The organism is Eubacteriaceae bacterium ES3 (assembly GCA_030586155.1).
In the GTDB taxonomy this organism is placed as follows: Bacteria; Bacillota; Clostridia; order Eubacteriales; family Eubacteriaceae; genus Acetobacterium.
On record CP130741.1, the window covers coordinates 877,726 to 898,496 of the forward strand.

A 20,771-nucleotide genomic window follows, 5' to 3' on the forward strand; every position below is an offset into this window, starting at 1 on the left:
ATAATAAGTTATCACTTAATTTAATTATTCCCGGAATGAGTACCGGTTAAGCAGATAAATTCAAATTAAAAACCACACAATTTTCTTAAATCCGATGATTTAAAAAAACAGTGTGGCTCTCCGTTGCCTGATATTTATTTGTTGTTATTGATCCTGATTATATTCAGCACGAATCATATCAAATTTTTTCCATAAAGGTTTATGTGACGTACTTGATGAGAGTGCACCTGCTGCAAGACATGATCTTACTTCATCTTCAGTTTGGATAAAACCACCTGTTACGATGGGAATATTCACTTCTTTTTTGACCTGCTGAATGAGTTTTGGGACAAGTCCCGGCAATACTTCAATAGCATCAGGTTTTATTTTTCTGGCTGAATCAATGGATACATCCATAGCTGATGAATCCAAAAGAAAAAGTCTTTGGATGGTCATCAGATTCTCCTGTTTAGCGCGAGTAATGATATTGTTTTTAGTGGTAATGATGCCAGTGGGTTTGATTTCTTCTTTTAAATATTTTATAAAATAAGAATCCTGGGAATACCCTTTAACCAAATCCAAATGGGTAAAAACATACTTTCCTGATCTGGTACAAAGCTCAACCATTTTTTTTAAATTAAAAACATTACCGGTTAGCAGAAAAATAATCTTTGAAGAAGATTTCAAGGCATCTTGCAAATCTCTTGGATCCCGAACTGCAACGATAATGGGGTTGTTCTTAAACATCAAAAAACATTTTTGCGTTGACATGGCCCCTCCCAAACTAATCGTTCTGTACATTATAACATAAGAAATAAAATTAGAAAGGGATAATTAAAAAATAATTAACAGTATATTAACATAATTAGGGAGGTATGCAGATAAATTCAATTTATCTGCATACCTGAAAATGTTTTATTCAGCATCTTCCCAATTTTTTGAACATTCAACAGCTTTTAACCAGCCAGCGTATAATTTCGCCCGAACATCTGCATCCATCATTGGTGCAAATGATGTATCTAGTTTCCAGGCATCGGTAACATCGTTTTTGCCATCCCAGAATTTAACAGCCAGACCAGCAAGATAAGCAGCACCCATAGCGGTTGTTTCAACGATCGATGGACGATCAACAGGAACACCCAGAATGTCTGCCTGGAACTGCATCAGGAAATTATTGGCACATGCTCCACCGTCTACTTTTAAAGAAGCCAGTTTGATGTTGGAATCTTTTTCCATAGCGTCCAGAACATCTTTTGTCTGGTAAGCCAGTGATTCAACAGTTGCCCGAATTAAATGAGCCTTATTAGCACCACGAGTTAAGCCAAGGATTGCACCACGAGCATACATATCCCAGTGAGGAGCGCCTAAGCCAACAAAAGCAGGTACCATGTAAACACCGTTAGTATCAGCTACTTTATTGCAATAGAATTCACTGTCAGGAGAAGAATCAACCATTTTAACTTCATCTCGCAGCCATTGGATTGCGGCACCTGCTACAAAGATTGAGCCTTCCAAGGCATATTCAACGGTTCCGTCAAGTCCCCAGGCAATGGTAGTAACTAGACCACTGTTAGATTTAACTGGTTTTTCACCAGTATTCATAAGCATAAAGCAACCGGTTCCATATGTATTTTTAGCCATTCCTGGTTCGAAACATGCTTGTCCAAATAAAGCCGCCTGCTGGTCACCAGCAGCCCCGGCGATTGGAATTTCTGAACCAAATAGAGAAGTGGTTCCGTAAATATCAGAAGATGGTCGGACTTCAGGTAACATAGAAGCAGGAATATCCAGTTCTTTCAGCATTTTTTCATCCCATTTTAATGTTTTGATGTTGAAAGCCATCGTACGTGATGCATTTGAATAATCAGTGACATGAACTTTTCCGTCAGTCAGTTTCCAGATTAACCATGTATCAATGGTACCAAAAGCCAGTTCGCCTTTTTCAGCACGCTCTCTTGCACCTTCAACATTATTAAGGATCCAGTTGATTTTTGTACCTGAGAAATAAGCGTCGATAATTAGACCAGTATTATCCTGAACATAGTCGCCTAATCCTCTAGCTTTTAATTCGTCACAGAAAGAAGCAGTTCGTCGGCATTGCCAGACAATTGCGTTATAAATAGGTTCGCCAGTTTTTTTGTCCCAAACGACAGTAGTCTCACGTTGATTGGTAATACCAATGGCGGCAATTTCATCGGCAGTAGCACCAATTTTTGACATGGCTTCAGTTACAACTCCACTCTGGGTAGCCCAAATTTCCATTGGATCATGTTCAACCCAACCGGCTTTTGGATAAATCTGAGTAAATTCTTTTTGTGCAACACTAACGATTTCGCTGTCATGATTAAATAAAATCGCTCTTGAACTTGTAGTTCCTGCATCCAGTGATAAGATATACTTTTTCATAAGTATAACCCCCCTATTTATTTTTTATTTATTTAATTATGTATAGACATAAAAAAATCGGTGAGAAATCGGCAATAAAAAAGGGCACACTAACAAATTTACATATTTACTTAATGTAAAAAAGAAAGTACGGCCCTCCAAAACTCCTGCCAAAATATAAAATTATTGCGATTTACGAGATTGCATAAAAAAATGCAATTCACATTTCTTGATAATAATAACATAGTAAATGAAACTTGTAAAGGATTAACAATTAAAAAAAGACTGTTAATTTATTAACGGATTACTGAGCTGAATATTTTTCTAATATCTACACAGTTTATACATATGGAATGTTTTACGAAGATTAATATCTGGAAATTTAAAATCAATTTAATGCCAGACCGTTGCGGCCTGACGACTTATGAATTATAATCTAAGATATAAATAGTTTAAAAGGTGGCGGGATCAAATATATCCGAGTGGGACAAAATACTATTCAATAGCAAGGCCTTGTGTTATAATCGGACTGAAATAGAAGAGGTCAGCTTAATAAAGTGATGGAAAATAGAATGACAAAACAATTTACACATTTACATGTACATACAGAATATAGTTTGCTTGATGGATTCGGCCGGATTGAACACCTGGTGAAATCAGTTGTAGACCAGGGGATGGAAAGTGTCGCTCTGACGGATCATGGTGTTCTGTTTGGTGCGGTTGATTTTTATCGTACCTGCCTAAAATATGGGGTTCATCCTGTAATTGGCTGTGAAGTTTATGTTGCTTCTCGTCGCCTTGATCAGAAAGAATCACATTTTGATAAAGAAAGTGCCCATCTTATTTTATTGGCCGAGAATAACCAGGGATACAAAAACCTGATGAAAATTGTCTCAAAGGGCTATATTGACGGTTTTTATTATAAGCCACGAGTCGATCATGACTGCTTGCGAAAATATAGTGACGGGATTATTTGCCTGTCAGCCTGTGTGGCGGGAGAGATCCCAGCTCTGATTATTAATAATGAAATCAGCAAAGCAGAAGAAATTTGTCGGCTTTATCAGGATATTTTTGGCAAAGGCAATTTTTTCCTGGAAATTCAGGACCATCGCTTGAGAAATGAAGCGTTGGTTAATGAACGGCTTAAAGAAATCGGGAAAAAACTTTCCATTCCGTTAGTTGCAACCAACGATGTTCACTATATTAATAAAAATGATGCAGAAAATCATGACATTCTTCTATGTATTCAGATGGGGACTAATGTAAAGGATGAAAAAAGGATGCGTTTTCCCAATCAGGAATTTTATTTAAAAAGCACTGAGGAGATGGCACGTCTTTTTATTGATGTCCCTGAGGCGATCGAAAATTCCAATCTTATTGCCAGAAGATGCCAGGTTCACTTTGATTTGGAAGAAACACATCTCCCAGTTTTTGAATTGCCTGATGGTGAAACCGCAGCACATTATCTTAAAGCAAAATGTCTGGAAGGTCTGAAAAAAAAGTATGGCGAATTGACCAGTGAGATTATAGAACGGGTTGGCTACGAGCTTGATGTTATTCATACCATGGGTTTTGATGATTATTTTCTAATCGTCTGGGATTTTATCAGGTATGCCAAAGAGAACAATATAATGGTTGGTCCAGGTCGGGGTAGTGCTGCCGGGAGCCTGGTCGCATATGGGCTGGATATTACCACCGTCGATCCGATCAGGTACAGCCTGCTGTTTGAACGTTTCTTAAACCCGGAACGGGTTACCATGCCGGATATTGATGTGGATTTCTGTTATGAACGGCGTCAGGAAGTGATCGATTATGTTGTAGACCGATATGGCGGCGACCGAGTGGCACAAATAATTACTTTTGGAACTATGGCTGCCCGAGGTTCAATCCGGGATGTGGGTCGGGCAATGGACCTGCCTTATAGCTTTGTTGATAGGGTTGCTAAAGAGATTCCTCAACATCCAGGGAAAAATGTCACGATTAAAACTGCTCTTGAAGAAAATCCTGAACTAAAAAAAATGCAGGAAGCGGATTCTCAGATCAAAAATTTGCTGCAGACAGCTCAGTCTATTGAAGGTTTATCCCGCCATGCCTCAACCCATGCAGCTGGAGTGGTGATTTCTGATTTACCCTTGGTCGAGTATATTCCTCTTTATCGCAATGGCGATGTAATCACCACACAATTTACGATGGGACTCTTAGAAGATTTAGGCCTTTTAAAGATGGATTTTCTGGGGCTTAGAACATTGACGGTAATTCGTGATACGCTAGAAAACATTACGAACGCCAAAAAGCTCTGTCCTGATCTCGCCCGTATTGAAATGAACGATCAGAATGTGTTTGCTATGCTTTCAAAAGGCGATACATTAGGTGTTTTTCAATTGGAGAGTCGGGGAATGCAGCAGTTTGTCAAAGAATTGCAGCCGGATAATTTTGAAGATATTATTGCCGGTATCTCTTTATATCGACCGGGACCAATGGAGCAGATTCCCCGTTATATACATAATAAAAAGAACCCGGCTGATGTAGCTTATTTACACCCAATGCTTGAGCCAATTCTCAATGTTACTTACGGCTGTATGGTTTACCAGGAGCAGGTTATGCAGATTTTCAGAGATCTGGCCGGCTTTTCCAAGGGACGTAGTGATCTTGTCAGACGAGCCATGTCCAAGAAAAAACAATCAGTTATGGATGCGGAAGGCCACGTTTTTGTGTATGGTGAAACGGATGAAAACGGTAATATTATCGTTGAGGGTGCGATTAGAAGAGGAGTTCCTGAAAAGACGGCTAAAGATTTATATGAGGAAATGAAAGATTTTGGGAACTACGCCTTTAATAAATCCCATGCGGCTGCTTATGCAGTAATCGCTTATCAGACAGCCTGGTTAAAATATCACTATCCACAGGAATTTATGGCTGCCCTAATGTCAAGTGTGATGGATGATGAAAAAAAAGTAGCAAAATATATAGATGATTGCCGAAAAATGAGTATTCATGTTCTGCCACCAGGTGTCAATGTCAGTTTTGAGAAATTCAGTGTTTCAGCCACCTCAATCTGTTTTGGATTGGGCGCGGTTAAAGGGCTGGGTAAAAATGCAATTGAATCGATTATCATGGCACGTGAGCTGGAAGGCGAATTTAAAGGATTCAGAGATTTTTGTGAAAGAGTTGACTTGAAGTTATTGAACAAACGCTGTATTGAAAGCCTGATTAAAGGAGGAGCCTTTGATTTTACCGGTTCTTCCAGGGCTCAGCTTTTGTCGGATTCAGAACGGATTATCGAACAGGTCCAAGTAGAGAAGAAAGACCGTTTATCCGGTCAGATCTCATTGTTGGAGTTGGATGCTTTGGGAGGTGGTCAGAATCTTGTCAGTATGAAAGAAGAGCATTTTCCAAAAGTTGATCCATTTTCTAAAGAAGAACGTCTGGCTTTGGAAAAAGAAGTTTTGGGTCTTTATGTAACAGGTCATCCATTAGATCAATATGAAGAAATCTTAAAAAAGACCGTTAACTTGTTTTCAAATATGGTAGATAATGATCAGGAGCTTGAAGAAGCGGGATTTTCAAATGGTGTAATGGTAAGTATCGGCGGACTGATTCAGGAATTGAAGCCGATGATGACAAAAAAGGGCCAGATGATGTGTTTTATGACAATCGAAGATTTATACGGCAAAATTGAAGTTGTGGTTTTTCCCAGAATTTATGAGTCTTATCGGCGGTATCTGAAAATGGATCAACCGGTCATCGTTAAAGGAAAGATCAGTTACAACGAAGAAACCAGCGCCTCGGTGCTGGCAGATCAAATTTTTCCGATCGGAGAAATCTCCAAACATAAGAACAGTGTTCAGGAAGAAAAAGCAGTTTATTCGCTTAATGATAAAGAGAAGAAAACAAAAAAGTTATTCTTAAAATTCTCAGATTACAGTCAGAAGTATTTAATTGACAAGGTTAAGAAAGTACTGGTTCAATTTCCAGGGGAAATGCCAGTCATATTATATTTTGAAAAAGAAAACACTCGTTTTGGTGCTAGCCGGGAAATGTGGGTTCGTTTAGATGAACGCCTGATCAGGGAGCTTGAAACAATTCTAGGTGATCAGAATGTGGAGGTAAATTAAATGCGTATTGGTGTACTGACTAGTGGAGGAGATGCTCCTGGAATGAACGCGGCGATTCGTGCTGTAGTCCGAACGGCAATTTATAACAATATCGAAGTTTATGGGATTCAACGCGGTTACTCGGGTTTACTTGAAAAGGAGATCGTACCACTTAATGTGTATTCAGTTGCAGATATTATTCAAAAAGGCGGGACGATTCTAAGAACTTCACGAAGTGATTTTTTTGCAACAGAAGCTGGAAAAAAGGCAGGGGCAGCAGTACTGTCAGAATATGGGATCGATCATCTGATAATTATTGGCGGGGACGGTAGTCTTAGTGGGGCATTAGCGCTCGAGGCTCTTGGCTGCAGCGTTATAGGGATTCCTGGTACCATTGACAATGATCTGGGTTGTAGTGATTACACCATCGGGTTTGATACTGCAGTGACAACTGCATTGGATGCGATCGGCAAAATCCGTGATACCACATATTCTCATAATCGGATAAATGTGATCCAGGTAATGGGACGTAAGTGCGGTGACATAGCTTTATATTCTGGTTTAAGCGGTGGTGCGGAAGCAATGATTTTGCCGGAAGTGGATACGGATCTGGATGCTATTTGTGAGCGACTTTTAATCGGTAAAGATCGTGGTAAGTTGCATAGTATTGTAATGCTTGCTGAAGGCTGCGGCGATTATTTCAGTTACTGTGAAAAAATACAGGAAAAAACCCAGGTTACTACTAAGGGGACAAATCTTGGGTATATACAAAGAGGGGGAAGTCCCTCAAACGAGGATCGTAATCTGGCCAGTTTTATGGGTTTTCATGCAATTGAAGCTTTGCTTCGACAAGAAAGTGGACGGGTAATCGTTCAACAAAAAGGCGAATACCTGGCAGTTCCCCTAAAAGAAGCGTTGGAAATGCCAAAAGTATTTAGGCAGGATATGTATGATATAGCATCGATTTTATCGATATAAATATTGAAATGAGGGTTAATATGAAAAAAACTAAAATAGTATGTACATTAGGACCGGCTACAGATTCCACAGATTTGTTAAAGGAATTGATATTGAATGGAATGAATGTAGCGCGGCTAAACTTTTCTCACGGTAGCCATGAAGAACATGCTGAAAGAATAAACCGGGTTAAAGAAGTTAGAAAAGAGCTGGGTATTCCGGTGGCAATTATGCTTGATACTAAGGGGCCGGAAATCAGAACTGGTGAATTGACTGAAGGAAAAGTTGAACTGGTTAAAGGCGAGAATGTTGTATTAACCAGTGAAATCATTTCAGGTAATAAGGATAGAGTAAGCATTTCTTACATTAATTTACCAGGTGAACTGAATCCGGGTAATCGAATTCTAATTGATGATGGTCTGATTCAGCTGGAAGTTAAAAGTATTGAAGGGTCTGAAATAAATTGTGAAATTCTTAATGGCGGAACACTTGGAAGCCGTAAGAGTATTAATATACCGGATGTAAATATTGAACTTCCAGCTATTACAGAAAAGGATAAAGAAGATATTATTTTCGGCATTCAACAGAAGATTGACTTTGTCGCCGCTTCTTTTGTTCGAAAACCCCAGGATGTTCTGGAGATCAGAAAAGTGCTTGAGAAAAACGGTGGAGACCTAATTAACATTATTTCTAAAATTGAAAATCGCGAAGGTGTTGAAAAAATAGATAAGATTTTGGCCGTTTCTGATGGAATCATGGTAGCCAGAGGTGATCTTGGTGTTGAAATACCAGCTGAGGAAGTCCCGCTTGTCCAAAAAAGTATTATCCGTAAATGCAATTTGTTGGGAAAACCGGTTATAACGGCGACTCAAATGCTGGATTCAATGATGCGAAACCCTCGTCCAACCCGTGCGGAAGTGGGAGATGTGGCCAATGCAGTATTTGACGGAACCGATGCAGTAATGCTGTCAGGGGAAACTGCGGCTGGTTCTTATCCACTGGAAGCGGTAAAAACCATGAATAATATCGTCATCCAAAGCGAAGATTCGGAGGAATATGACAGACGTAAAAAGCCCGATCATGGCGAATTAAGTATCACCAATGCTGTCAGTGAGGGAGCCTGTCAAATAGCCAGTCAGTTAGATGCAAAATCGATTGTGGCGGCAACTTCATCGGGTCATACAGCCCGCATGATTTCAAAATATCGACCAGATTGCAGTATTTTAGCCGTAACCGATAAGGTTTCGACAGTCAGGCGTCTGGCTTTAGTCTGGGGAGTGGATTGCATCTATATTCCGGAATTTAAAGATACTGACAGCATGATTGTGGATTCAGTTAAGCAGGCTGTGGCTTTAGATTATGTTTGCTTTGGTGACATTGTTGTGGTTGCTGCCGGAGTACCTTTAGGTGTTCAGGGGAATACCAATATGATAAAAGTACATACGGTGGGTAATGCAATTATTAGTGGTGTTGGAATTGGCAAGAAAGCTGTCACTGGCAATGCAAAACTGATCACTGCAGCAAATATGGAGGATTTTGAAGAAGGCGATATTCTGGTCGTTCAGGCATTAACACCGGATATCAGTGCGATTCTTCCTAAAGCATCAGCAATCATTACAGAAGAAGGTGGTTTAAGTTCTGAGGGAGCGATTGCTGGCCTGCATTATGATATTCCTGTTATTGTCAATGTACTAAAAGCACTGGAATTAATCGAACACGGAAAACTAATTTCCATCGACCCCAAACGCGGCATGATCTACCAGGGGCGTGTGAAGATGATGTAAGAACAATGAAGCCAGGCAAAGAAAAAATAGAAGAGTCCCATGCATTCAAGTGTAACTTGAAAATGCATGGGACTCTTCTATTTTTTCTTTATCGGGCGAAGCCCGATATGAGTTGTGGAGACGGCCACAACGAATAGCCTGGCTGAGGTAAGTATAACGAACACTGCAAATACCGAGAGCCATGCATTCAAGTGTAACTTGAAAATGCATGGGACTCTTCTATTTTTTCTTTATCGGGCGAAGCCCGATATGAGTTGTGGAGACAGCCACAACGAATAGCCTGGTTGAGGTAAGTATAACAAACAAAGCAAATACCAAGCCCCATGCATTCAAGTGTAACTTGAAAATGCATGGCCACTACTCTAACTGATAGACCATCTGATAGACTTCAGATATAACGCGGGAGTTATAACTTTCTGTATTATCAGTATTACGTTCAACAGAAAAGAAAAGTACTGACTGAAATGGGTGGCAGACAATATTGGAACTTAAATTAATCGGGGCCGTTAATTGAATCGGATTTTCACCATTACGATCCATTATCCAGATTGACTGACTTTTCGAATCCTTGTTACTGGTTGAAGTTTGGGTATAGATGATGTTTTCTGCGCTTGGTGTAAATTGAGCACTGCCAAATGTACCAGTTGTCAGAACTGTCGGCTTACTGTGATTAAGCTGCCAAATACAGATGTTTTGGCTGTCACCGCTGTTCCTGATAAAAAGGATCTGATTGTTGAGCGTATCAATATTAAAATTCGAGACATTTTCACTAATCAGGATTGGCGAAAGCTCGTTTGAATCATCAGGAATTTGTGCGTAATACAGGTTGCTTTTATCTTCGGCAGCAGGGTTGGAGGCGATAAAAACAAAACCGGATTCATCATCAATATAACCGACTTGAAGCAAGGTATCGTTATCGGGGTTTTTAAAGACTGTACGATTACCGGTGTTGTCTGAAAGAATCAGTTCATTGCTGTTATTACCATAAACCACTTTGCCCTGGTCAGCAATGCCAAAATTGGGGACGACATTTTCTTCCGGATCAGAAATAACTCGGGTAATACTTTTGTTTACATCAGACCAGATTAGTTGAACATCAGTAGTAGTTGATTCAGAATTAGCAGTTGCTTCGATATAGTAAATACCAGTATCATATGAATCGTAAACTGCTGAAGACTGATGTTTGTCAGTTGTCACAAAATTGGTCAGTTGAAAATTGTTGGTGTCAAGGATACTAACAGAGTAAGGGACGGTTGGATTGAGAACAATCAAATTGGAGCCGCTGTAGCTGATATCCTGAACGATACCAGTAGAAATAGACTGATAGCTGATTATCGTAGACTCCAATGGGTTATTTGTTTCACTGTTCTGATCATCCTGCAGAACGACCGGAACATTATATGGAAAAAGAATATTCTGGCAACCGCTGGCAGCCAGAAGATAAAAAAACATCAGTAGACTGACTAACAAAAGCTTTTTAAAGTGTATCATCTTTAGTTCCTCCATAGATCAGTTCTTCGAGGATTGGCAGGGTAACGATAATATTGGTCCCTTCACCAACAACGCTCTCTATGTGGATCTGACCATCGTGTTTTTCAACGATCTGTTTAACAATATAAAGACCGAGACCAGACCCGCCTTCACCAGGACCGCGGGAGCGGTCTTCTTCAACACGGTAGAAGGCATTGAAGATCCGGTTTTGTTCAATATCAGAAATACCAGGACCATAATCTCTGATTGACACATTGATATGCTGGTCCTCAATAGTTGAGACCACATCTATGATATCGCCCGGGTTGGAATATTTAATAGCATTGTGGATTATATTGATAAAAACCTGTTGCAGTCGATCATAATCGCCAAGAATTTCAGGCAGGTCTTCAGAACGATAGTTAATTTCAACCTCCGATTGTGCGGCCTTTATTTGCATTTGTTCGACAACTTCAGATAAAAGGATAACAATGTTCAGATTTGTTTTCTTAAAATCAAACTCTGCCTTATCGACTTTATTAGCATTTAAAAGGGTGTCAACCAGACGTAAAAGTCGGTGACCCTCGCGGTTGATAGTGTTAAGCGATCGGTTTAAAATTTCAGGGTCGACTACCTGCCGTCTGGTAAGCATATCAGTGTAACCAATAATAGTTGTCAATGGGGTTCTTAATTCATGAGAAACGCTGCTGATAAATTTGCGCTGTTCGTCTTGAATATGCTTGGCGGCAGTCATATTTCTGATAATAATCATGTAATTTTCTTCAAAGCCTTTTTCACGGATGGGACTGCCGATCAGGAGCAGGTTACGGTCATTGCAGTCTATATCTTCCTGAATATGGTCTTTACCATTTTTGAGACGATCAAAAATATCTCTAAGAAAGGACTGATATTGAAAATCATAAATACTTTTTGGATTACTGACGTTAAAATAAGTCTTGATATAACGGTTTGAGGTAATGATATTACCGTTTCGATCAAGTGCTAAAAGACCATCATCAAGAGAAGCAAGGACTCCGGCTAGGCGCTTTCTTTCGGAATCAAGCTGAATAATCATGCTGTTGTTATTGGTAATCATCCCATTAAAAGCTTTTGTCAGTTCTCCTATTTCATCTTCGTGCTTATAATAAATCGCCAGATTATAGTTGCCTTCGTTAATTTCTTCTGAGATTTTTGTCAGGTCTTTGATCGGGCGGATGAAATTATTGGCAAAAAGAAAAGATGTGACTGCAATAGCGATTAGTGCTATGCTGCTGCTAACCCACATAAAAAAGGCGACATGGCTTAAAAAAACATCCATGTCCCGCAGCGAGTAGACAAATCCAAGATAGCCAATCAGTGTTTCGTCAACTGAAATAGGGGCAGTAAAATAGGCGTAAGTAGTGTTATTGATTTTTTTTAGGGTAAAAACCGGCGCATTTTCTTTACGTGAAAGATTAACTTCAGTATCCAGGCTGGCTGAGGTTGTTAGTGTACTGGAATCGGCAATCAGAACACCATTTGCGTCATATAATAACGTGCGGGTAGATTCTGTTGCCGATATAGTATGACCCAAATACAGGCTGTTGCTGATAAAACTGTTTTCCAGGGAGGAATCATCAGAAATGTTTTTTAATTCCTGACTGATATACAGAGTCGAATCCTTGGAAATTTCCATCAGCAAATTTTTTGTCTGATTAATGTAATAGTAGGAAGTTCCCTGATAGACACAAAACAGGATAAACAGAAAGGAAAAAGAGAACAGCAAAAAGTTGTAGAGGATAATTCGCGCACGATAGGTGAGATGCATTTAAATTTTCCTCATTTTATAACCGATGCCAAAGACCGTTTGAATATATTTATTGCCCTGAGAATCAATTTTACGACGAATTCGCTGGACATGCATATCAACGGTTCGGGTATCACCGTAATAGTCGTAACCCCAGATTTTTTCGAGCAGAGAATCTCGGGGAAAAACCTGTTCCAGATTGGAGGCAAGAAGGAAGAGGAGTTCAAATTCCTTGGGAGTAAGATGAATTTCTTCTTCTTTAAGAGTTACCATCCGTTCATCGGGATAGATGCAGAGATCGCCATTTTTAATCACTGAATCTTCCTTTGGCGGATCCATAATAGTCGCTGAACGGCGCAAATGGGCTTTGATTCGAGCCAGTAGCTCGCGATTATCAAAGGGTTTAGTCAGGTAGTCATCAGCACCCAGTTCAAGACCCAGAACTTTATCGATAATATCCGTTTTTGCGGTCAACATAATGATTGGTACACCCAGCTGGGGAGAAAGTTCGCGGCAAACATCATAGCCATTTTTTTTGGGCAGCATAATATCCAGGACAATAAGATCAGGTCGGATTTCCAGTGCTTTTTCCACAGCTTCAACGCCATCGTATGCGGTTTCCACCTGATATCCTTCAAATTCAAGTTCCATTTTTATTAAATCAACAATAGAAGCTTCGTCATCGACAACTAAAATTTTCTCATTCATTTTGTATCCCTCTTTCTGTATTTAAAACCACAAGTGTAATTGTTCTTCATTTTGGATAGCTCGGATAACCCGGTCATAGAGATCGGGTACGGTCAGTTTCACTGTTTTTAATAATTGTTTTACTTCTTCACGTTTGGTATGGCCATCGGCAGGGCAGGTGCTTTTGATAACCGGTAGTTCCTTTAGTAAAGGATCGAATAAAATGTCTTTTTCTTTAACGAAAATCATCGGGCGAATCAGGGTGATATCTTTTCGATCAAGATAAGTTACGGGAGAGAATGTGTTAATTCGTCCTTCGTAAAAAAGACTGAGAAAAAATGTTTCAACCACATCGTCACTGTGATGACCAAATGCAATTTTCCGACAACCCTCAGAAATTGCCAGATCGTGAAGTGCGCCACGTTTCATTCTGGCACACAGGGAGCAGGGGCTTTTCTCCTGCCGTTCTTCAAAAACTATAGGGCCAATTTCTGTTTTTTTAATCGTATAGGGAACTGTAAGCTCTTTACATAAATCAACCAGTGGGGTGAAATCCATTCCCTCAAAACCGAGATCCAGGGTGATCGCTTTTAATTCGAAAGGAACAGGTGAAAAATACTGAAAGCGTTTCATTGCCATCAGTAGGGCTGTACTGTCCTTCCCGCCAGAAAGACCAACGGCGATGGAATCGCCAGGTTTAATCATTTCATATTGTTCAATGCCTCGTCGTAGAGGACCAAGAATTTTTTTCAAAGATGTACTCCATTATAGAAATTATGCCAGACCAGATAATAGTTAACCTTAAATAGAAAATGGCTTGTCAAAAAATTAGATAAAAGGTAAAATGGGAATCTGATGACATTGAGAATATTGTAACATCGAATCACCCAGAATAAAAGGAGATTATCCCTGATGAAAGAAACAATTATAAGTTTATTGGCATTTTTACCGGACTGGTTTGAAATTCTTCTGGTTTCAGCGATTCCAGTCGTTGAATTAAGAGGTTCGATTCCCCTGGGAATCCTTGTTTACGGAATGCCCTATATACAGACTTATTTATTGGGAGTTTTGGGAAGCTTGATTCCAGCTCCCTTTATTTTGGCTTTTATTCCCGCAATCCTCAATTGGATGGCAAAAACGAAGGTGTTTGGTAGTCTAGCACAATGGATTATTCGCAAAGGAATGAAAAAATCAGATAAAATTGCCCGAACTAAATTTTTTGGTCTGTTTTTCTTTGTAGCCATTCCCTTGCCGGGAACAGGAGTATGGACTGGCTGTCTGGCCGCTTCATTAATGGGAATGGAATTCAGACAAAGTATGATTTCGGTGATCCTTGGCACGATGACGGCGGGACTGATTGTGACAATGCTGGTTGCTGGTGGTTTATTGTTAGTTTAAATATTCTGAAAGGAAGAAAAATGGCATTATCAAAAGTATTTCATCAAAGCAGACGAAGGGCACTTGGCGAACAACTGAAAGAAAATGATCTGGCTCTGGTTTTTTCTGGAAGGGAAATTATGATGTCGGCAGATGCCAATTATCCATTTCGGGTTAACCATAATTTTTATTATCTGACTGGATTAGAGGAAGCCCTGGTTTTATATGTTCTGTTTAAAAATGAGCATGGAGAATTGGAAGAAAGTCTCTACTTAAACGAAGTAGATCCGTTAAAAGAGAAATGGGAAGGCCGTAAACTAAGAGCTGATGAGGCTGCTCATCAGACAGGCATTCGAGATATTAAAACATATGAACAGTTACCGGATGATCTTAAGGCCCGAAAAATCAGCGCTTTATACCTTGATTCCAGAGTCTTACCCTATCAAAATTTTAAAATTCAGGAAGAGACACTTAAGCAGTTTTTAAAAAAACAAAACACAGCTGATTTAAATCCAATTTTTGAAAGAATGAGACTGATTAAAGGTACAGAGGAGATTGCGGCAATTAAGAAGGCCAGTCAGCTGACTAAAAAGGCTTTTAAACGGATGTGTCAGGAAATTAAGCCGGGACTCTATGAATATGAGCTGGCTGCCTGTTTTGAATATCTGATTAAACGATGGGGCGCTCAGGGAACGTCATTTGACAGTATCGTAGCATCAGGTGAAAATGCTACTGTTTTACACTATATCACCAATCAGAGGCGAATTAGAGAAGGTGAGCTGGTTTTGTTTGATCTTGGAGCTCGGGTCAACGGATATTGCGGTGATTTAAGTCGGACAGTTGCGGTCTCAACGGAGATGACAAACGAACAGGCTATGTATTTTGAGATGGTTCATTCTGTTCAGAAGGAAATGTTTAAAGCATATAAACCCGGTGCTTCCTTAAAAGCACTTCAGAAAAGAACTCTGGATTTGTTTGAGGAAAAGTGTCGAACAAACGACTGCCTGCCTGCAAGCGGTGACATAAAAGAGTATTATTATCACGGGATCGGGCACTCTCTAGGACTTGATACCCATGATATCAGGCCACAAGGTGATTTGATATTAGAACCGGGGATGGTTATGACAGTTGAACCGGGAATATATGTCAAAGAGGCTGGGATTGGTATTCGCATTGAAGATGATGTTGTGATTACTCAAACCGGGTGTGAAGTTTTGTAAAGGACTTGACAAGTAGTCCAGTCCGGTGTAGTATAGTGAGGAAATTGAATATTTACCTATCCAGAGAGGTGGAGGGACAGGCCCGATGAAACCCGGCAACCAGCATATGCATGGTGCCAATACCTGCACAAATGTGCAATGATGGGATGTTTTAAAGTAATTTAAACCCCATTTTTTAATGGGGTTTTCTTTATGAGGTAAATAAATTAGTTCAATTATAAGGAGAATATATGAAAAAACTGTTTACATCTGAATCAGTCACCGAGGGACATCCGGATAAAATCTGTGATCAGATTTCCGATGCGGTACTGGATGCGATTTTTGAGCAGGATCCGATGGCTCGCGTAGCCTGCGAAACAATGGTTACAACTGGACTTGTGATGGTAGCCGGAGAAATTACGACCAGCTGCTATGTCGATATCCCTAAACTTGTTCGTGAAACCGTACGAGAAATCGGATATGACCGAGCCAAATATGGTTTTGACTGTGATACCTGTGCTGTCGTTACAGCCATTGATGAGCAGTCTTCTGATATTGCAATGGGAGTAGATGAAGCGCTGGAATCTAAGGAAGGAAGCCTTAAAGAAGCCAACCTGGCAACAGGTGCCGGAGACCAGGGAATGATGTTTGGCTTTGCCTGTGATGAAACACCGGAGCTGATGCCGCTGCCGATCTCGCTGGCACATCAGTTGTCAAAAAGACTGACAGATATCCGAAAAGAGAAAGTTGTTGATTATTTGCGACCAGATGGAAAAACACAGGTAACTGTGGAATATGATGATGGTGTACCAACCCGAATTGACACGATTGTTATTTCTACTCAACACAGTGCTGATGTTTCTTCAGAAACGATCAAAACGGATATGCTTGAAAAAGTAATTAAGCCGGTAATTGATGAAAAACTATTAGACGAAAACACCCGATATTTTATCAATCCGACTGGACGTTTTGTTATCGGTGGACCTCAAGGGGATTGCGGTTTAACCGGACGAAAAATTATTGTTGATACTTATGGCGGTTATGGTCGTCACGGCGGCGGCGCTTTTTCAGGAAAAGATCCAACAAAGGTAGATCGATCAGGCGCTTATGCAGCACGATATGTGGCAAAGAATATTGTTGGAGCCGGACTGGCTAAAAAATGTGAAGTTGAACTGGCCTATGCAATTGGCGTGGCGGAGCCTGTTTCTATCTATATTGATACTTTCGAAACGGGAACTATTCCAGAAGATGAGATTGTAGCCTTAGTCAGAGAACACTTCGATTTGCGACCGGCAGCAATTATTGAAAAGTTAGGGCTGCGGGCGCCAATTTATAAACAGACGGCTGCATACGGCCATTTTGGCAGAAATGATCTTAATTTACCATGGGAACGTCTTGATATGGTTGATGTATTAAAAAGATAAGTAAAATACAAGAGCCTTCACTTTGTTGAAGGCTCTTGTATTAAGAAATATTAAAAGAATACTGATAGAAATCCCGCTTTGTTTAGGTAAATGCATATTCGGTAAGAATATTTGGTCCATTTTTCCTTGAAATTGCATTGAAATTAATTTCGGAAAATTCTATTTTTAATTCACAAAGAGTATGCTATAATACAATCGTTACAAATTCAATAAATTTTAAACAAAGGGAAAGACAAATGAAAAAACATAGAATATTATCAGGGATTTTAACTGGTTCACTGGTTTTGACATTTTTAATTAGTCCTGTTAATGGGGCGTCGCTTACCGATCAGTTGGCAGAAAGTAATGCCAGGCAGGAAGAGGCTCAATATCAGGTTGATATGACCCAAAATACGATTGACGGGATTGCTGCTGAAGCAGAAAAAGTTAATCAGGAAATTAACCGGATTAATGGTGTCATTGAAAGTATCAATACTGAGATTTCTGAGCTGGAAACGCGAATTGCAAAAACGCAGCAGGAACTGGGAATAGCAGAAGCAAAAAAAACTGAACAGGAAGATGAAATGAGTGATCGTGTTCGTACCCTATATATGTACGGAAACGACAGTATTTTGGAATTCCTTTTTTCGGCTACAGATTTTTCTGATTTTATTACCAAATTGGATATGTCGCGATACATTGTATCGGCAGATAAAGATATTCTAAAAGCCTTGGAAGAGACTCAGAATGAGATTGATGAGAAAAAAGCAAGTATTGAAGCTGATCGTCTGAAGACTGTTGAAAAGCGAACTGAGCAGGAATCGGTACTTGAAGAACAGGAAAGTATAAAAGCACAAAAAGATCAATTGATTGCTCAAAACCAGGTGATCTTAGATGAGTATACAGCTATTTTGGAATCAGAAGTGGCAACCGGAGCAGCAATCGAAAGTCAATTGGAAGCTTATTATGCTGAACAGCAGCGTCTTGCTGAAGAGGCCGCGCAACAGGCGGCACAAGAGTCAGCTGATAATTCAACTGGAGATGCTGGTAGTGGTGCTGATAATAGCAGTGACGGCGGAAGCAGCTCAGGATCATCCAGTGATATCGTCTATTCAAGTGGTTATGTCTGGCCTTGCTCAGGGTCAATAACCAGTCCTTTTGGCTGGAGAACTCACCCAATTTATGGTGATCAGCGTTTCCACTCAGGCGTTGATATTGGTGCTTCTAGTGGAACAGCGGTAGCCAGTGCCGGTAACGGAACGGTTATTTCTGCTGGCTGGAACGGTGGATATGGAAATTGTATTATAGTTGATCTTGGCAATGGTGTATCAGCAGTTTATGCACATCTCAGTGCCATGTACGTTTCCGCTGGACAAACGGTAAGTGCAGGTCAAACCGTAGGTGCTGTTGGAAGTACCGGTGATTCTACAGGTCCCCACCTTCACTTCGAAATGCGCCTCTACGGATCAGCCGTTAGTCCGTATAACTATTTTTAATAATAAAGCCGTGCAAAATTAGAGCCGGCCTCCCTGACAGGAGAAAGTTATTTATCCTGTCAGGGAGGCCGGCTCTAATTTTATAGGGCGAAGCCCTAAACGAGGTGTTTGGAAAACACCGAGTGCAGCACGGCAAAAAGTAAAGATAATCGAATGACTTGAGCTATAAGAGGTAAACTTTTCAGTATGATTTAAGAAAAATTGAAATATCTCTGTTACCAAAACATAGAGAATAGAAATTTTATAGCTATAAAGGCTTTCATTAGGGCAGTGCACTAACAATTTCACTGTCTTACGTTTCAAAATTGCTGAAAAGTACAGTTTTAGTTTACATTTGTTACAAAATATTTATTTTCTTAATGAAATACAAGATAAAATGTGTTAGAATAATACTCGGTAATGAAACGGCAATGTTTAAATTTTCATTTTAGTTTGGAGTAGTCTTGGATTTTGTATTCCAAAAAAACAAATTTTAAGGAAAAATTTAAATTTATCGTGGATAATACGAGTCGTCTAATTTTTTAAGAGGGCCGTAAAGAGGTAGAAAATGATAGAATTTAGAAATGTAACAAAAGGTTATGATAAAAACAAATGTGAAGCACTTAAAGATGTGAGTCTTTTTATTGATAAAGGCGAGTTTGTTTTTCTAGTCGGGCGAAGCGGGGCTGGAAAATCAACTTTCATCAAACTGCTTTTAAGAGAAGTGGATGTTTCTTCTGGAGATATCCTGATTAATAACTATAGTATAGCCAAACTTTCAAAAAAAGAGATTCCTTATCTAAGACGAAAAATTGGTGTAGTATTTCAGGATTTCCGATTACTTGAATCAAAAAGTGTATATGAAAATGTGGCTTATGCGATGGAAATCATCGGTAAATCAGAGAAACAGATTGCTAAGCGTGTTCCGCTGGCACTGGAAATGGTTGGACTTACTCATCGTATTAACCATTATCCAAATGAATTATCGGGGGGAGAACAGCAACGTGTGGTAATTGCCAGAGCGATTATCAATAATCCGACCATTCTGATTTGTGATGAGCCAACTGGAAATTTGGATCCAGAAACCTCCTATGAAATTATTAAGATTTTGGAAGAAGTCAACCGTCGGGGGACAACAGTTGTAGTCGTAACCCATGATCGGGAAATCGTTGATGTGATGAAGAAAAGGGTTCTAACCCTTGAAGATGGTTGCCTGATTATTGATGATGCAACAGGAAGGTACGGCTATGAGGTTTAGTTCATTTAAAACAATGCCTAAAAATATCTTAAGGGACACCATCCAGAGTATTGAGCGTAACAATTTAATGAGTGCGGCATCAGTGGTATCAGTCGTTGCGGCTCTCTTGATTCTAGGAATTTTCTTAATTTTGACAATCAATGTTGAAGAAGTAACCAAGGATATTGAATCTCAACTGGAACTGACAGTATTTCTACAGGAAGACTTTACTGATTCGCAAAAGGATACAATTGAAGAAGCTTTTGATGAAAGCGATATGATCGAGTCGGTTGATTTTGAAAGTGCTGAGGAAGCTTTAGAGAAATTTACCGTCAGTCTTGAAGATTATGCGCCTTTATTAAGTGGTTATAATTCTGAAAATAATCCTATGCCAGCCTCGTTTATCGTAAAAGTTAAGGATCCTCAGGATCTGGAAGCAGTACAGGAACTGGCGATGGAGTATGAAGGCGAAGGTGTGGAATATGTTCGTTATGGACAGGAATATGTCGAAGTACTGATCAGTTTCAATAACTTCACTAATACTTTAAGTATTGGGGTCCTGATCGTCCTTTCACTGATTTCCATCTTTATTATATACAACACCATCAAGTTAACGGTCTTTGCCAGAAGGCGTGAGATTGGAATTATGAAATATGTGGGTGCAACCAATACTTATATTCGGACCCCCTTTATTTTGGAAGGTTTATTTCTCGGTGTAATTGGTGCAGTCATTGCCTATATGGTTATCCGAGTAACATATTTTTACATTCTAGGTATTATCGGTACAAGTTCATTTTTACCGGTTGATGCTCAATTAGCTTCACCGACAACGGTATTAAGTCAACTGATCATCTTTTTCCTCTTGTATGGGGGAATCATTGGTGCGGTTGGTAGTGTTTTTGCAATCAGAAAATTCTTAGATGTATAAGGTTTGGGGG

Annotated in this window: 15 protein-coding genes and 1 riboswitch; of the genes, 9 read left to right on the forward strand and 6 right to left on the reverse strand. The window is 39.7% G+C overall.

Going from position 1 to position 20,771, the window contains the following annotated elements:
• Positions 1-144 precede the first annotated feature (144 nt).
• Both Q5O24_04045 and glpK read right to left on the reverse strand, forming a co-directional pair.
• Complete coding sequence (locus Q5O24_04045; protein WKY48494.1) at positions 145-750, reverse strand: glycerol-3-phosphate responsive antiterminator; 606 nt, start codon at positions 748-750, stop codon at positions 145-147.
• Between the two features lie 144 nt (positions 751-894).
• Positions 895-2,385, reverse strand: coding sequence for a glycerol kinase GlpK (gene glpK / locus Q5O24_04050; GenBank protein WKY48495.1), 1,491 nt, complete (start codon positions 2,383-2,385; stop codon positions 895-897).
• A 539-nt stretch (positions 2,386-2,924) separates the two neighbouring features.
• Between glpK and Q5O24_04055 the strand changes: the two genes are divergently transcribed.
• The 3 genes from Q5O24_04055 to pyk are packed head-to-tail and all read left to right on the forward strand — an operon-like array spanning position 2,925 to position 9,199.
• Complete coding sequence (locus Q5O24_04055; GenBank protein ID WKY48496.1) at positions 2,925-6,479, forward strand: DNA polymerase III subunit alpha; 3,555 nt, start codon at positions 2,925-2,927, stop codon at positions 6,477-6,479.
• Positions 6,480-7,436 carry a 6-phosphofructokinase gene (gene pfkA, locus Q5O24_04060; GenBank protein ID WKY48497.1) on the forward strand — a complete coding sequence of 319 codons (957 nt, stop codon included), beginning with the start codon at positions 6,480-6,482 and terminating at the stop codon, positions 7,434-7,436.
• A 20-nt stretch (positions 7,437-7,456) separates the two neighbouring features.
• Complete coding sequence (gene pyk / locus Q5O24_04065; GenBank protein WKY48498.1) at positions 7,457-9,199, forward strand: pyruvate kinase; 1,743 nt, start codon at positions 7,457-7,459, stop codon at positions 9,197-9,199.
• Between the two features lie 357 nt (positions 9,200-9,556).
• On the opposite strand, the gene Q5O24_04070 is transcribed toward pyk, so the two are convergent.
• From Q5O24_04070 to Q5O24_04085, 4 genes are read right to left on the reverse strand one after another with little or no spacing between them, the layout of a single operon-like run.
• Positions 9,557-10,690: a hypothetical protein gene (locus Q5O24_04070; protein ID WKY48499.1), complete on the reverse strand. Its 1,134-nt coding sequence runs from the start codon at positions 10,688-10,690 to the stop codon at positions 9,557-9,559.
• On the reverse strand, positions 10,677-12,476 hold the full coding sequence (locus tag Q5O24_04075) for an ATP-binding protein (protein ID WKY48500.1): 1,800 nt from the start codon (positions 12,474-12,476) through the stop codon (positions 10,677-10,679). The genes Q5O24_04070 and Q5O24_04075 overlap by 14 nt, the downstream gene beginning before the upstream one ends.
• Positions 12,477-13,163, reverse strand: a complete 687-nt coding sequence (locus tag Q5O24_04080) for a response regulator transcription factor (GenBank protein ID WKY48501.1) — start codon at positions 13,161-13,163, stop codon at positions 12,477-12,479. It lies immediately after the preceding gene.
• A gap of 21 nt (positions 13,164-13,184) precedes the next feature.
• A complete protein-coding gene (locus Q5O24_04085) occupies positions 13,185-13,895 on the reverse strand; it encodes a tRNA 2-thiocytidine biosynthesis TtcA family protein (GenBank protein WKY48502.1) in 711 nt (236 codons plus the stop codon).
• Positions 13,896-14,054: 159 nt separating this feature from the next.
• Here Q5O24_04085 and Q5O24_04090 point away from each other — a divergent pair, with 159 nt between their 5' ends.
• The 6 genes from Q5O24_04090 to ftsX all read left to right on the forward strand — a co-directional run bounded on the left by Q5O24_04090 (position 14,055) and on the right by ftsX (position 20,761).
• The gene (locus tag Q5O24_04090) at positions 14,055-14,540 is read left to right on the forward strand and encodes a small multi-drug export protein (GenBank protein ID WKY48503.1); all 486 of its coding nucleotides are present in this window, start codon (positions 14,055-14,057) and stop codon (positions 14,538-14,540) included.
• Between the two features lie 20 nt (positions 14,541-14,560).
• The gene (locus tag Q5O24_04095) at positions 14,561-15,739 is read left to right on the forward strand and encodes a Xaa-Pro peptidase family protein (GenBank protein ID WKY48504.1); all 1,179 of its coding nucleotides are present in this window, start codon (positions 14,561-14,563) and stop codon (positions 15,737-15,739) included.
• Positions 15,740-15,792: 53 nt separating this feature from the next.
• A riboswitch (SAM riboswitch) is annotated at positions 15,793-15,887 on the forward strand.
• A gap of 82 nt (positions 15,888-15,969) precedes the next feature.
• Complete coding sequence (metK, locus tag Q5O24_04100) at positions 15,970-17,142, forward strand: methionine adenosyltransferase (protein ID WKY48505.1); 1,173 nt, start codon at positions 15,970-15,972, stop codon at positions 17,140-17,142.
• A gap of 236 nt (positions 17,143-17,378) precedes the next feature.
• On the forward strand, positions 17,379-18,617 hold the full coding sequence (locus tag Q5O24_04105) for a peptidoglycan DD-metalloendopeptidase family protein (protein WKY48506.1): 1,239 nt from the start codon (positions 17,379-17,381) through the stop codon (positions 18,615-18,617).
• A 547-nt stretch (positions 18,618-19,164) separates the two neighbouring features.
• Entirely contained in the window at positions 19,165-19,854 is a 690-nt protein-coding gene (gene ftsE / locus Q5O24_04110; GenBank protein WKY48507.1) for a cell division ATP-binding protein FtsE, read from the forward strand.
• Positions 19,844-20,761 (forward strand): permease-like cell division protein FtsX, encoded by a 918-nt coding sequence (gene ftsX / locus Q5O24_04115; protein ID WKY48508.1) that lies wholly within the window; start codon positions 19,844-19,846, stop codon positions 20,759-20,761. The genes ftsE and ftsX overlap by 11 nt, the downstream gene beginning before the upstream one ends.
• Positions 20,762-20,771 lie beyond the last annotated feature (10 nt).